The organism is Treponema ruminis (genome assembly GCF_014201975.1).
GTDB lineage: Bacteria > Spirochaetota > Spirochaetia > Treponematales > Treponemataceae > Treponema_D > Treponema_D ruminis.
In genome coordinates, this window is record NZ_JACHFQ010000002.1 from 88,406 (window position 1) to 104,568 (window position 16,163).

10 protein-coding genes are annotated in these 16,163 nt (G+C 34.6%); 8 read left to right on the forward strand and 2 right to left on the reverse strand.

Features of this window, described 5'->3' with window-relative positions; all coding sequences use genetic code 11:
- Nucleotides 1-18: 18 nt before the first annotated feature.
- Both HNP76_RS02970 and HNP76_RS02975 read right to left on the reverse strand, forming a co-directional pair.
- Nucleotides 19-1,314, reverse strand: coding sequence for an FtsX-like permease family protein (locus HNP76_RS02970; RefSeq protein WP_184657348.1), 1,296 nt, complete (start codon nt 1,312-1,314; stop codon nt 19-21).
- Entirely contained in the window at nt 1,314-2,741 is a 1,428-nt protein-coding gene (locus HNP76_RS02975) for an ABC transporter permease (RefSeq protein ID WP_184657350.1), read from the reverse strand. Before HNP76_RS02975 ends, HNP76_RS02970 begins: the two co-directional genes overlap by 1 nt.
- A 52-nt stretch (nt 2,742-2,793) precedes the next feature.
- Between HNP76_RS02975 and HNP76_RS02980 the strand changes: the two genes are divergently transcribed.
- From HNP76_RS02980 to yidC, 8 genes are read left to right on the forward strand one after another with little or no spacing between them, the layout of a single operon-like run.
- The gene (locus tag HNP76_RS02980; protein ID WP_184657352.1) at nt 2,794-4,488 is read left to right on the forward strand and encodes a capsule assembly Wzi family protein; all 1,695 of its coding nucleotides are present in this window, start codon (nt 2,794-2,796) and stop codon (nt 4,486-4,488) included.
- A 3-nt stretch (nt 4,489-4,491) separates the two neighbouring features.
- On the forward strand, nt 4,492-5,952 hold the full coding sequence (locus HNP76_RS02985; protein ID WP_184657354.1) for a flippase: 1,461 nt from the start codon (nt 4,492-4,494) through the stop codon (nt 5,950-5,952).
- Nucleotides 5,945-7,165: a glycosyltransferase family 4 protein gene (locus tag HNP76_RS02990; RefSeq protein WP_184657356.1), complete on the forward strand. Its 1,221-nt coding sequence runs from the start codon at nt 5,945-5,947 to the stop codon at nt 7,163-7,165. Before HNP76_RS02985 ends, HNP76_RS02990 begins: the two co-directional genes overlap by 8 nt.
- A gap of 52 nt (nt 7,166-7,217) precedes the next feature.
- Nucleotides 7,218-8,159: a glycosyltransferase family 2 protein gene (locus tag HNP76_RS02995; protein WP_184657358.1), complete on the forward strand. Its 942-nt coding sequence runs from the start codon at nt 7,218-7,220 to the stop codon at nt 8,157-8,159.
- A 9-nt stretch (nt 8,160-8,168) separates the two neighbouring features.
- A complete protein-coding gene (locus HNP76_RS03000; protein ID WP_184657360.1) occupies nt 8,169-9,242 on the forward strand; it encodes a DUF6492 family protein in 1,074 nt (357 codons plus the stop codon).
- 52 nt (nt 9,243-9,294) lie between these two features.
- Entirely contained in the window at nt 9,295-12,072 is a 2,778-nt protein-coding gene (locus HNP76_RS03005; RefSeq protein ID WP_184657362.1) for a membrane protein insertase YidC, read from the forward strand.
- 20 nt (nt 12,073-12,092) lie between these two features.
- Nucleotides 12,093-13,283: a glycosyltransferase gene (locus tag HNP76_RS03010; RefSeq protein WP_184657364.1), complete on the forward strand. Its 1,191-nt coding sequence runs from the start codon at nt 12,093-12,095 to the stop codon at nt 13,281-13,283.
- Nucleotides 13,284-13,332: 49 nt separating this feature from the next.
- Nucleotides 13,333-16,143 (forward strand): membrane protein insertase YidC, encoded by a 2,811-nt coding sequence (gene yidC, locus HNP76_RS03015; RefSeq protein ID WP_184657366.1) that lies wholly within the window; start codon nt 13,333-13,335, stop codon nt 16,141-16,143.
- The last annotated feature ends 20 nt before the right edge of the window (nt 16,144-16,163 follow it).

Sequence of the window (16,163 nt, forward strand, 5' to 3'; positions counted from 1 at the left end):
ATTTTACTCCAGTAAAAATTATTCTGTGACTGCAAGTGCCTGTACCGGCATGATTTTAATTGATTTGACAGTTGAGTACAAGACAGCCAGCAAAGTGGCCAGAATGACCGATACAATCACCGTCACACTTTTTATAACATCAAGACGGGGGCAAAGGTTACTTCTCTCGAGGAACATGTCAAAAGAAGGAATGAAAGAAAAATCAAAGAGAGAGATAATGGAACAGAAAATTCCTGTAAGCAAGATTCCAGCAAGGCAGCCGGTGACAAGCAGAAGCAGGGACTCAATCAGCAGTGTGAAAATAATCGAGCGCTTCTTCATGCCGACAGCCATGTAAATGCCGATTTCAGTAATTCTCTTCATTATAAGAACCCGGTAAGTGCTTCCGATTCCTGCAATGATGATTATCGTGAGGATTACGACGATGAATGTTATGATTGCATCCATGGCAAGTTCCATAATCTCAACGTCATTGAGATTGGCACTGAGGGGAATAAAGCCCCAGGTTTCAGTCTCAAATGAATCGGCATCGATATAATCATCTTTGTCATCGACCCACTGATACATGTTCAGGACTTTTGAAAGGGAATCATAATATGCGTGAAGCTTTTGTGGAGTAATTTTCTTGCCGTTAAAGCTTACGCAAATTCTGTTGGCATAGTCAGCAGGACGATTGTAGGCCGTTTTCAGGAAATTAAAGTCAAAATATGAAGTGTACATGCCGAAAACGCTTGAATCCTGGAAAATTCCCTTGATTTCAATTTGAACTGTATTGAGGATATTATCATGAGTCTCAAGCTGAAGGGTAATTTCGTCACCTGCATGAGCACCCAGCATTTTTGCAATCGGTAGGGAAATAAAAACCCAGTTATCCTGCTCTGGTGAAGAAAGAACATTTTCTACTCCACCCTCTGCAAAAGTCAGGCTTGAAAGAAGTGCCTTTTCATTGTTGATTTCGATTCCCTTGAAAGTTTGCTGCAAAGCCTGAACGCCTTCAAAATAGAAGGAACCGCGGCGGCCGTCAAGCTCAAATCGCGGAGAGACGATTGCATTTTTTGGAAGAGCTGATTTTACCAGCTGGAGATTTTCTTCATAATTGTAAATATCAAGCCAGGCGTCGTCTTTGGCGCACATCAGGGCAAAATCTCCGCCATAATAAATGCGGGCCTTCTGATTGAGGGAGCGGATCATTCCCGTGCTTACTGCAATGGCCGCAAGAGAAATTGCCACACCGAACATACAGACGAGGAAAAGTGAGACATACTGACTTTTACGGTAAATAAGGGAGCGTAGAGCTATTTTTGCCTGGTACATTATTTTACCCCCTGCATGGCTTCAACTGGATTAACCCGGATAGCGTTTATCAGAGGATAAATCCATGCGATGAGGCCGATGAAAATTGAAAGGCCGAAAGCACTGCACAGATTTGACAATCTTACCGAAGTGTGCAGGACCGAACCACCAAAAAGCTGAATCAGAAAAGTGTTTGAGAAAGTAAGATGTGAAGCGGAAACAACCATAGATGCAAAAGAACCGAGAATGCAGCCGAGGATTCCAGCAACAAAGGCCATAATCATTGTTTCTGCGGCGCATTCCTTTGTGATGTAGCGCTTATTGGCACCGATTGCCCTCATTGTACCGATTTCACGGATGCGGTCGAGGACATTGATAACCAGAGTGTTGTTTACGACAATAAAGCCAGCACCAAGAATGATTATAATACCGATATTGAGGATAAGGCGGAGAATGAAAAGATAAAAGGCCGTGCTGCCGGCAGAAGAACGCCAATTTACAGCCTCACATGGCCAGTCCTTTTCTTTGAAAGTTTTGTTGAGGGCCTTGATGATTTTGTTAGTCTTTTTGGGATCATGGACCCGGCAGATAAGAAAATTCCATGAGGAAGAATTAGTGTAGCTGTTTTCAAGGGCGTCAATTTCTTCCTGGGAAATTTTTATTTCATCAGTATGCACGACTTCGCTTTTGTCTTCTGCATCGGAAAAAAGATCATCCAAATCAGAATCGGCCAGCATATCCTCAGCACTATCAGAAATTTCGATTTTATCGGCAGCGGACAAGTCAGACATGTCCATGATTGAGCGGACAGTCTCCGGATTGGTTAGGACGATTTTATCGAGGATTGAGTTTTCGACCGAATAATCATAAATCGCAGTAAGGGGGACGGCCCGGATTCGTGAAGAAAAGCCCTCGCTGATTGCAAACTGCAGGGTGTCACCGACACGAACATTCATATTCTGGGCATATTTTGAAGAAAGCATGATGCCCTTTTCACCGTCAGACCAGGCCTTTCCTTCTATAATATTGACGGATTTCATTACCTGAAGATATTTTTCGGCAGGAACACCGAACATATAGCATTTTGTGTCCTCGCTGTCGCTGGAAAGCTGGGAAATGCCGGAAACCTGCGGAACCAAATCTGAAATAAGGGGATTTGAAGCAAGATAATCGTGAATTTCATTGTAAGGAATAAGGTTTGGAAGTTCGGTAAGTGTGCCTGTAACAGGAGTTTCGTCTCCAAAAAGGGAAAGCGGAGATTTATACTGAGGCCGGATGACAATATCACCGGTAAAGCTTGAGACAAAAGTTTCCTGAACGCCCTGCTCAGTGCTGTCAAAAACTGCGTTTGTTACAACCAGCATCATGACCGCAAAGGCGATAAAAAGGATGATGACAAAAGAGCTTTTTTTGGAAATGATATTCTTGAAGGCAAGATATAGAAGCATGATTATATTATATCACAGTGACAATTTTTCCTCAATTTGATAGAATGAAAATATGCAAAATTCAGGCTTTAAGACTTTTTTAGTCTTATTAATTTTAGCCTCACGACTTTCTGCGCAGGAAGCACTAAAATCAACAGAAGAAGAATACTACGATTTTCTCTCGCTTACAGGAGTGGTCGAACGCCCTACCCTCGGATACCGTACGCTCAGTGACTCAGAATGGCATTTTAACGAAGACGAAGAAGGCAATTCTCTTGCAGATTCAGAAGAAAATATCTGGAGAAGCAACAATCTCGGCACAAAATACATTCTCTGGGAATCAGAATCAGCAGAAGAAAACTGGTTCACCCGAGGAATTGAAAAATCAGTAAAATTCAAGGCATTTGGTCCGGAATGGTATAATTCATACAACACGGCAGCTCCATACGGTCAGAACGACGGAGCACTCTGGCAGGGAAAAGGTTACAACACAAGTTTCACCGCGGGTGCAAGGCTTGAGGGATACGGATTTGAAGTGACACTTAAGCCGGAGATAAGTTTTTCTCAGAATAAAGAATTTGACTTGATGCCGTCAGCTGTTTCAAGTCCTTATGGCTATTATCAAAGCGGAATTGATGCTCCGCAGCGGTTTGGAGATTCAAGCATAAAAACATTTGACTGGGGAGACTCGGAAGTCCGCTGGAGCTGGCATACACTCACCTTTGGTGCAGGTTTCCAGTCGCCATGGCTTGGTTCGGCTTGGCTGAACCCAATGCTTGGTAGCAACAATGCAGCAACATATCCCAAAATTGATGCAGGATTACGAAAAACTTCCATCTTTATGCCCCACTTTGGCTGGTATATAGGCGATATTGAAGGCCGCTTGTGGCTGGGACGCCTTACAGAATCAGATTATTTTGATAACAATCCTGATAATGATTACCGCCTGCTTACAGCAATGAGTGCATCTTTTGCTCCTTCTTTTGTTCCAGGGCTAACAGTTGGCTTAAACCGCATTTTTATAACTGATTTTGCAAGTCATAACCTCAAGTATATCGGTCGTCTGTTTACGTTGTCACACTCAAATGGAAGTCAAGTTGGAAATCATGAGGATGAAGATCAGAAAGTTGCAATATTTGCTAACTGGAAGTTTCCAAAAGTAGGTTTTGAAGTTTGGGGAGAACTTGGTATTGATGATTTTACATCAGATAAACTTGCAAATCCATTCCACACGGCAATTTACTCAGTTGGCTTAAAGCAGGCAACACCACTCCCTCTTGACTGGCTCAAAGGAGAAATTATTGCAGAATGGAATAATTTTGAAATGTCACAGGATTTTCAGTTGCAATGGTGCTATACAGGTTATTATAGTCACGGACGCATATCTCAAGGATACACAAACAAGGGGCAGATTCTAGGAGCCGGTAGCGGAAGCATGGGAAACTGTCAGTTCTTAGGATATAAACTTTATCACCCGCATGGTAATGTAATGCTGTTCTATCATAGATATTGTCCAGACAACAATTACATTTATAATAAGGCTGTAGATACGGATGCATCGTCAGATTCAAAGACATCCACTGTAAATAAGGATTATTATGGACGGTTTAAAGTTTTTCGTTCCTATGGTATTAATCTGACACAATATGTAACAAAAAGTCTTTTTATCAATACAAGCCTTACAAGAGTTTTTATGGCACGACAGCTATATAATACAAGCAATGTCGCAGGATTTTCTGTATGCATATCTACAAAATATAATTTTTAAGCTATGAGTAATCAAAAGTCATTAAAGAAGAACGCCTTTTTCGCATTTATAAAAGCATTTATGAACCTCGCTTTTCCATTGATTACTTTTCCATATGCATCAAGAATATTAAATCCTGATGGCATTGGGAAAATCAATTTTGCAAATTCCGTTGTTGCATTTTTCGTAACAATTGGTCTATTGGGAACTAATAGCTATGCCGCACGAGAAGCAGCAAAAATCAGGGAAGACCAAGCAAAATTGTCACAATTTTCAAGAGAAATTCTTTGTATCAATCTATTTTCAACCTGTATTTCGTATATTTTTTTCTTTTTTCTTATTTTCACTGTTCCAAAATTTTCAGACTATATTGTACTGCTCCTTATTTGCAGCACAAAAATACTTTTTACAATATTTGGAATGGACTGGCTATATACAGCAACGGAGGAATTTAAATATATAACCATACGCTCAATTATTTTTCAATTATTAAGTCTTATATTTCTTTTTGTTTTTGTCCATACACCAGAAGATTTATATTGGTATGCAGCTTTTGGAATTTTTTCTGCAGTAGGTTCTAATATTTGTAATTTTATTAATAGTAGAAATTATATTACTATTTTTCAGAAATGCAGATTGGAAATAAAAAAGCATCTAAAACCTATTTTTATTTTTTTTGGTATGACGCTTGTTACAAATATTTATACAGTTTTAGATACAACAATGCTTGGTTTCCTTACGACCGATACCGAAGTCGGTTATTACTCGGCAGCAACAAAAATTGTAAAAATGGTTATTGGAATGCTGACAGCTGTTTCCGCAATTCTTCTACCACGTCTTTCCTATCATGCAGAAAAAGAACAGTTTTCAGCTTTTTCCTCCCTTATTGAAAAATCAATTTCAATATTTTGGATGATAAGCATTCCAATATGCGTCGGATTATTTCTTCTTGCAGAACCAGTCTTACTTTTGTTTTCTGGCGGAAATTTTATAAATGCGCTTGAACCTATGAGGATAATAACGCCAATAATTTTCATTATCTCAACGGCAAGTCTTTTAGGAAGTCCCCTTTCTGCCATGCGAAAAGAGAAAATTTCCCTTATTGCAGTTTGTATTGGTGCAGGCATAAATCTTATTTGTAATGTTTTGCTTATTCCCAAATATGGAGCATCAGGGGCTGCTGTAGGAACAGTAATAGCTGAAAGTTCTGTAACGCTATTTCAGGCTTTTTTTCTTGCCACTTATTTTAGGAATAAGAGAATATGGTCAAATTTTATTCAAATTATTTTTGCAACCTTTATAATGGGAATCTGCGTATACTTTTCTACAAGAATAAGTGTCTCTATAATTATAAGAATTATAACAGGTTTTGTTACTGGCATTTTTTCCTATGCGACGATACTTTTACTGCTTAAAAATTATTATTTCTGTGACACCCTAAAAAAACTACTGGAAAAAATCTACGGAGGAAAGCGCAATGCCTAAAATTGTAGAATTACTTCCATGGAAATCGTTTCTGGATGTTCACTTAAAGAAAGATCCTGGACTTTTTCCCAAATATCTTTCACAAGAATATCAACTTCCGTATGAAATTGTCTTTATGGATGCAGATACAGAATCAAGTACAAAGATTCGAGATATAGATAATTATGGCTTAATTAGTAGAATTAATTCTCCCACAAGATGCAAAGAGCAACCGGATTATATTCCTTATCCTTTTGAAGATTTTAAGAACTGGCGTATTTTTATAAAGCCTTTCATAAATTATATTTGGAAAAACAGAAAATCTAATTCACATTATATTCTTTTCCATAATAATGATAATACAGTTGTACTTGCGTTCTTTATAAAACTTTTCAATAAAAAGGCAAAAATATGGCTTAAAATGGACGCAAATAAAACTAATCTTGAGCGAAAAATCTCGGATATGCATCGTTGTGGCGGTCTAAAAGCAAGATTAAAATCTTTTGCATACAAAAAAATCTACAGAAAAATTGATTTTCTTTCCACAGAAACGGAAGAAACATATTCTTTACTGAAATCAGATCCATTTTTTTCACACCTTAATGTCCATAAGGTTCCAAATGGTCTGGAAACTCTTCCAGTTTATGAAAACAAAAAAGAAAACCTAATAATCTCTGTTGCCCGTTTTGGCTCTCATCAAAAAAATACAGAGCTTCTTTTGTCTTCAATGGAAAATGTTGACTTAAAAGATTGGAAAGTATATCTGATTGGACCTATTGAAAAACAAGAACAAGATTTTGAAACTTATATAAACAATTTTTTTGCAAAGCGACCAGATCTAAATGATAAAATTATTTTCACAGGCAATATAAAAGATAAAAAAGTTCTTGATAATTATTATGACAGAGCAAAAGTTTTTGTTTTGCCGTCTCGTTGGGAAAGTTTTGGAATAGCATCACTCGAAGCAGCTGCTTTCATGGACTATCTCATTCTTACAGATGTTGGAGCAGCAAGAGATTTAATACCATCTGAAACTTTTGGGTATATTCTTCCAGAAAGTAAACAGAATGAACAGAACGAAGAATTAATCAAAAAAAAGCTGACGGAAAAACTGAACCGTATTATTTCGGGAACAGACAAAACAGATTCAGCTATTGAAGAACGCGATGAATTTTATCAATCTTTTTTAATGAAAAAAATTGTTTGCAAGGAATGTTTTAAAAACTGGATTTAGTGGTCCAATTTTAATTATTGAAAACCATGATAAGAGACGTTATAGTATAGGAATGTCACAAATTGACGTTTCTATCATAATCGTAAATTACAATACCAAAAAACTTCTTTCCGATTGTCTCAAATCAATTTACGAGCAAACCAAAAACATTGATTTCGAAATAATCGTAAGTGACAACGGATCTATTGACGGATCTATCGAAATGTTGAAAGCAGACTTTCCTCACGTTATCCTTATTGAAAACAACGCAAATCTAGGTTTTGGTACAGCGAATAACCGAGGTCTTGAAGTTGCGAAAGGTAAATACATTTTCTATCTGAATAGTGACACACTACTTCTTAATAATTCCGTAAAAATTTTCTTTGACTATTTTGAAGATAATGGAGAAAGAGAAAATATCGGAGCTTTAGGAACAAACTTGACTGATATAAATGGAAATATAGTTTCATCCTATGGTTCGGCTTGTGGAGAATTTGCTTCTGCAAAAGAATTTATTTTCGACAGACAAAAACTTCTTATTGGTACATATAAAGCTGCGTTCAGACATTATGTATTAAGAAGAAAGTTGAAAGAAGTTATTTCACACAAAAAATTTACAAAGCATTTTGGACCTGTTGGTTATATAACAGGTGCTGACCTTTTCTTACGAAATAATAACCATGCACGTTTTGATGAAAATATTTTCCTTTACTATGAAGAAACAGATTTGGAATATCAACTTACAAAAGCTGGATATAAATGTATTCTTATAGACAATGCAAAAATAGTACATCTTGAAGGCGGAAGTGAAAAAAAAACATCTTTAGAAGTTCTTGACCTTGCAAGTTTCTCTAAAATAAATCTTTTCAAATCTAGCATATACTTTCTCAAAAAGAACAAGCTTGCCTCTACAATTCAAATACTCCGGCTTAAGTTTATTACTATGTTAATCTGGCTTAATCCGCTGATTTTCGCAAAAACAAGAAAATATATATTTCCAATGCTAAAAATATAAGGAAAACTTATGAAAAACTATAAACCCAAATTTGATGCATATATCATTAGCGCAGTCTCTGATTTTGATGTACTAAAAAGAAACATTCCCTACATAAAAAAGAATATCCCTGCAGAACGAATCTTTATCGTAGCAAAAGAACAGCCTGCGGAAGATATTCTTAACGAATGTATATTTTTAGACGAAAACAATATTACCGAAGGACTTACTTTTAAGGCTGTTGCAGAAAAAATACAGAAACTAGGCGGAAATACAAAGCATACAGGATGGTATTTTCAGCAGTTTATAAAACTTGCATTAAGTAAAATCTCAAAAAATCAGTATTATTTGGTCTGGGATTGTGACACCATCCCTCTGCATAACTTAGACTTTTTTGATAAAAATGGTCGTCCATACTTTAATTTAAAGAGAGAATATAAATCACGCTATTTTACAACAATAAAGCAATTACTTGGCTTAAAAAAGAAAATCAAACCATCTTTTATTTCTGAACACATGATGTTTGATTCAGAACTTACAAACGAGCTCATCAAACTTATTGAACAGAAGAAAATTAGCGGAAACTTTTTTTGGGAAAAGATTCTTGCAGCAAGTTTTAGTAAAATCAGCGAAAGTGAACGCAATTTTAGCGAATTTGAAACATACGGAACATTTATTGAATCATTTTATAAAGACCGATATGCCTTACGAAAACTGAATACATTACGATATGGTGCAGATTTTTTTGGAGAAACTCCATCTGACAATATTCTTGAATGGTGTGCAAAAACACTTGATACCATGAGTTTTGAAAAATATGAGCATGATGATTTTTCTATTAAAAATATACTATCTGATGAATATATAAAAGAGAATTCTGCCGTATTTTTCTTAAAGAAAACTAGCTGCAAGGATAAAAGAGAATTGAGAAAAGCTCTTGTTTTCTACAAAAAATCAAAACTCGACAAACTTCGCAAGCAAAACATAATTTATGAGATGGATTTTATTTTTTCCAATAGATGTAAATACAGTTTTTTTACTCCGATTGAAAATAAAATCAAGATCTTAAAAAAGCTGCATATTTTTTTTGATTTATTTATTTAATAATTCATAGCTATTTTAATTATATTAAGAATTTTATATACTATTTCTTGTTATGTCTTATTATTTCTATCAGTTTTTCATTTATCCTCTAGAATTTATATTTGACATTTCTTATGAATTCTTCTTTCGCCTTTTTCATTCTCCATTTTTTGCACTTGCTGGAGTTTCAACATTAATTACACTTCTTACACTGCCTTTATATAACCTTGCAGAAAAGCAAAGTCAGGAAGAAAGAAGTATACAAAACAAAATGAAAGCCCAAATTGCCCGCATAAAAAAGACATTCACCGGTGATGAACAATATATGATGCTTATGGCATATTACAGTGAAAATCATTATCACCCAATAATGGCACTGCGTTCATCCATCGGAATCATAATTCAAATTCCATTTTTTATTGCGGCATATCATTTTCTTTCTAATCTCGAATCTTTGAATGGGCAAGGATTTTTTTGGATAAAAGATTTTTCAAAACCTGATAGTTTATATAAAATCGGAACATTACAGCTGAATGTCCTGCCAGTATTGATGACTGTAATTAATATTTTTGCAAGTTCTATATATACAAAAGGATTTTCACTTAAAGAAAAAATGCCGATTTACATAACAGCAATTATATTTCTTGTTCTTTTGTACACATCACCTAGCGGACTCGTTATCTACTGGACTATGAACAATGTGTATTCACTTGTAAAAAACATCATAAATAAAACAAAAAATCCCTTACGCTCATTTTATTTTTTATGTACAACGATACTTTTTATAACACTAATGTATGTGCTTTTTATCCGTTCAACAATAACTGACATTTCAGATTTACCTGAAAAACTTATATGTTTATTTACATTCTTACTAGTAACAGGTATTCCCTTTTTTGTGATAAAAAACAAAACATTTTTTAGAAAAACTTTAGAAAATATATCTATTGGACAAAAACATAGTTTTATTCTTTTTCTAACAAGTATATTTGGGCTTTCACTTCTTTTGGGACTGGTTTTACCGGCAAATGTAATTAGTTCAAGTCCGCAGGAATTTTCAAATATATTGAAAGGTTTTGAAAATCCTGTAAAATTTGTTTTTACTTCTCTATTATTTTTTTCTGGACTCTTTGGTGTATGGTGTGGACTTTTCTATTTTCTTTTGGAAAAAAGTAAAAGATGGATCCTTTCAATTTTTTCAGCTCTCATTTTTGCGATGGGACTTTTAGATGCATTCGTATTCTTCACTTATATTGGTACTCTTACGCCAATGCTTGAATATGTAGATTTTAATATAGTTGAGGACTCATACAACGCATTTGTAAGAAAAATGCAGTTTCCTTATTTTATTACCGTTGTTGTATTATTTGTTGTATTTTTAACATTGCTCAAAAAAAGTCGGCTAAAACTTCTCTCAGTTTTTTATTCGATAATTTGCTTGTCACTTGTAGGAATGGGAGTTGTAAAAATCAAATCGATTAATACAGCATATTCTGCATTGGAGAAAGTTCAAAATTCCCAGACTGATACTGCAGAACAATTCAAACTATGTCTTTCAAAAACAGGTCAGAATGTAATTTTAATTTTGTGCGACAGGGCTATAAACTGGTATTTTCCGTACGTAGTAGAGCAATTTCCAAAACTTGAGGAACAATATAAAGGGTTCACATACTTTCCGAATACAATAAGTTTCTCAGGCTCCACAAACGGAGGTATTTTGCCGATTTACGGTGGCTATGAATATACACCAAAAGCAATTTTTGAGAGAAAAAGATCTCCTAATTTTAAAGAATATTGGAATGAAGGAACAAAAGTTATCCCTAAGATTTTCAGCGATGTAGGCTTAAAATCATATTTATTGGACACTCCAACCTTTTCTGATGTTTCAAGTGATCCGAAAGTATTTGCTGATATTCCAAATACAATGGCCTTCAACGGAGAAAAATTGAAACAGCAACTTAAACAGAAATTTTTTGATGATAGACATCTATCAACTGCCGTTTATGCATCAATGCCCGCACGTTTTATATCATATTCACTTTTTTTAATTGCTCCTTTACACATAAGAATGCCATTTTATGATTCTGGCGAATATTTTTGTGCAACACGAACCCCAATAAGTTCTATGGACGATTTTCTGACTGAATATGCAGAACTAGAGTATCTACCGAATTTATTCAGTATTGAAAATAATAATGCTGGAACTTATTGCATGGTATATAACAGCACCCCTCATCATGAAGCTTTTCTTTCTTCACCAAACTATGATATTCCAAGCAGTACAAAAACTGGTGATACAGGTTCTTTTTCTGTTTCAAGTACGGAAGAGATACAAACTTATCAAGTGAATGCTGCAACTATTCTAAAATTAGGAAGTTTTTTTGACTATCTTAGAAAAGAAGGGGTTTATGATAACACAAAAATTATTATAGTTGCAGACCACGGTTATACAAGAAAAGGGCCATTTTCAGCTTTTTCTTTTAAAGAGAACAATATCGCAGGAGCGTTTAATCCACTTCTTTTAGTTAAAGACTTTAATGCTTTTTATGATATACAAACTGACAATACTTTTATGACAAATGCAGATATTCCATACATTGCAACACAACATCTTTTTTCAGATGGAAAGCAAGCTAAAAATCCATATAGCAATGAAACTCTACATCCAAGCAGAGTATTTCCTTATTATGTTTATGATTATTCTGGCCGCTGGGGAGGAAAGCGCTTTGTAAGTTTTGATAAAGTAACAACAAAAGCCGATGGATTTGAAATATACGATATATCAAATAATATTTCGTTTGAAATAGGCGGTAATATTTTTAATCAGGATAACTGGAAAAAAATTCGATAAATATATGGTAAAATAAAACAATGACTTTACTTTACGACCTCACAGCAACACAACCTTCTCCAGAAAGCCGTTTTCACGGTGGCGGAGCTTACGGCGAAGTCCTTTTTTTCAAGCTTTTAGAATATCTCAAAGATTTTAGACTTGTTTGTTATTACGACAGCAAAAATTACATAAATCCGGATATCCTTGAGCGAATAAAGACGCATGGAATTAAACTTTACGACATCACAGAAAAATCCATTACTCAAATTATCGAAGAAGAAAAAATCGACAGGCTCTACTCTGCCATGCTCAACTTGAACCAGAACATTCCGCTGGGAACTATCGAAGTTTACACGACAGTACATGGACTGCGCACTCTGGAAATGCCATTTGATCCGATAATGCTGGAATATGCTTCTTCTTTCAAAGAAAAGCTCAAATATCGCCTTTTTATGGGGGTAGCAAAAAATTACTACCTTAAAAAGCTGCATACTATAAATGGACGTCTTGTAACAGACGAAAGAATCAATGTAATTACGATTTCCAACCATTCGGCAGCTTCAATCAAGAGTTTTTATCCAGAGACAGCAAGACGAAATATTCCGGTCTTTGCATCCCCTACTTTTGATCAATTGGATAATTATAATCCAGTTGCAGAGAGCAAAAAACTTTCTATCGACGAGCTTCACAAAGAAAAACTCTGCGAAAAAAAATATTTTCTGATTACGAGTGCTGCCCGCTGGGCAAAAAATGCACTCCGTGCGGTGCGTGCTTTGGACGAACTCTTTGAAAACGGATTTGCACAAGACTTTAAGGCAGTCATCACTGGCGTTACAAACAAAAGTATTTTTACAAAAGAATTGAAGCATGCAGACCGTTTTGTTTTCTTAGGATATGTTGAGCGTGATTTTCTTGACTTGCTCACAGAACAGGCATACGCTTTCATCTACCCATCCTTAAACGAAGGTTTTGGGTACCCGCCGATTGATTCCATGAAATACGGAGTTCCGGTTGCCGCAAGTGGCTCAACATCAATTCCAGAAGTATGTGGTGATGCAGCACTATATTTCGATCCCTATTCTGTTTCAGAAATCAAAAATCGTCTCGTTCAGCTTTTGGAACAACAAATTTATGATGAACTCGTATATAAAGCAAAGCTTCGTTATGAAATTGTAGCTAAAAAGCAGAAAGAAGATTTGAAGAAACTTGCAGAATATGTAATTAGATAAAATAACACATAATAAAGACATTTTCTCCGTTTTTCAGTAAAATCATAATATGACTTTCTTTGGTTTTATTTACAACATAATAATTGCTCCTATTGAACTGATTATCGAATGGGTATTTTGTTTCTATAAATCAAAAATTGCTGTTGGTGGTATCGCCGGCGCTATTCTTGCAGTAAGTCTTGCTGTAAATTTTCTGGCATTACCACTTTACAATATTGCCGACAGATTACAGGAAAAAGAACGAAATCTTCAGCTTAAATTGCAAAAACAATTAGCAAGAATAAAGCATACCTTCAAGGGGGATGAAAAATTCATGATGATTCAGGCTCTTTATGCTGAAAATCATTATCATCCAATTTATTCATTACGAAGTTCACTTTCAATCCTTATCGAAATTCCATTTTTTATTGCTGCATACCAGTTTCTTTCACATTCAAGTTCCCTGCAAGGGGCAAGTTTTGCTTTTCTTGGCGATTTAGGAACTCCTGATGGACTGTTAAAAATTTCATTTAATGGAATAGCATATAGTTTTAATATTCTCCCAGTCGTAATGACTTTCATAAATTTTATTTCTGGTGCAATCTATCTTAAAAAGGCGCCTTTAAAAGAAAAAATCCAATTATATGGACTCGCACTGCTCTTTCTTTATATTCTTTATAATTCACCTTCAGGTTTAGTTTGTTATTGGATTTTAAATAATTTGTTCTCTCTTTTTAAAAATCTAGTAAATTCAAAAGTAAAAAATCCCGCAAAACTTGTTCACAAAGTTATTTCTGCAATTCTTCTGATAGCAAGCTGTGTTATTCTGTTAAACCCTAGATACAACATTGTAAAGCGTCTTTCTGTTTTACTTCTTGCATTTGCAGTTCTTTTGAGTCCAATATGTTTTAGTTTCATAAAAAAGAGAAAATTCTGTTTTGTAAAAACTAACTTTCCTGAGAAAGATTCCCTGTTCCATTGTTTTATACTTTCAACAATCGGACTTGTATTGCTCACAGGTCTTTTAATTCCCTCTGGAATTATTAATACAAGTCCGATTGAGTTTAGTTTTATAGGAAATACTCAGTCCCCTCTTGTATATATTTTTTCAAGTTTATCTTTTTTTATTGGCCTATTTTTCTTTTGGCCACTTGTTATTTATAAATTGTTCGATTCAAAAGTCAAGGAAACTGTATCATATATATATATTGCTGTTTTTTTTCTAGCACTACTTAATGTTTTTGTCTTTAAGTATAATTATGGAAATTTCAGTATATTTTTCCAGCTTGAAGATACAAAATGCCTTAAAAAATATACACCGTTTTTTACTGTTCTACCGATATTTGTATTTTCTGTGATTTTTGTTTTAATCGGAATTTCAAAACGTTTTAAAGCTCAAAAATATATTTTCTACTCTCTTTTTATTCTCTGCATTGCTGAATTTGCTATGGGAATAAAAAATACCATGGCGATAAAAAGAGAATATGAAAAATATGCAAAAACTCGCACCGAAAGAGAACAATTGGCAACTAATAAGGATAATACAATTACACCGATTTATCATCTTTCTAAAGATAAAAAGAATGTAGTTGTTATTTTTCTTGATAAGGCAGTATCTTCTTTTTTCCCATATATAGTAAAAGAGTTTCCTGAAATGGAAGACCAATTTTCAGGATTTGTGTATTATCCGAATACAGTATCATTTGCAGGAAATACAGCAAAAGCAGCACCTGCACTTATGGGCGGATATGAATACACCCCAGAAAATGAAAATCTCCGGGCTGACGAATTATTAAAAGATAAACACAATGAAGCATCTTTGTTTCTACCAAAATTGTTTTTAGATGCTGGATTTGATGTTACTGTAACAGATCCGCCAATGCCAAACTATTCATGGCAAGGAGATTTTTCATTTTTCCAAAGATTTCCAGAAATTCATGTAAGCGAAGTTCATAGCAATTACAAAGAAAAATATCTGGCTCAACATCCAGAGTTAAAAAATTTACAACTTGATAAATGCGTAAAATTTAATCTGCAGTCGTTTACTATACTTGAGTTTTTGCCTCCGCTACTAAGATTTACATTTTATTATTTTGGAGAATACTATCGTGATGAAATTCCCAAAATTTTAAGCAGTGTCACAAATGATGGCTTTCTCTCTAATTACGCACATTTATTCTTTTTAGATGAACTTACAGATTCTGAAAATAAAAAGGAATCATATATTTTTATAGAAAGTGATGCAACCCACGAATTTGCACTGCTTGAAAATAAAACATATAAGCCAGCGCTAAATATTAATGAAAATTTAGCAACTGGCGGATATTATGATTTTAAATATCTTCCCTCTTCAGAAGAATCAAGTGATTTAGCTGCCTATCACTCAAATGCGGCAACTATGCTTCAAGTCGCAAAATGGCTTAATAAATTAAAAGAACTTTCCGTATACGACAATACAAGAATTATCATTGTTGCTGATCATGGGGCCCCCTTATCATTGCCACCGTTTCGGAATATGGAATATGGAGAAGATATAGCTCGTTACAACCCTCTTTTTATGTTTAAGGATTTTTATGCGAAAGGCAAAATAAAAACCGATGACTCTTTTATGACGAATGCTGATACAATATTTTTAGCAACAAAAAATCTTCCTGTTTCTGAAAATAATCCTTTTACAAATCAGAAATATTCAGATTACATCAAAAAAGACATTGTCAATATTCATCATATTGTACGTTTGTCGGATTTTGATGAAATAAATCCAAACTATCTTCGTGATAAAAAAACATGGGTTTTACAGGATGAAAAAAATCATACACCGTCATATACAGTGCATGACAATATTTTTGATGAATCAAACTGGACAAGAATTATAAAATAAGTAGATAAAAAAAATTCTAT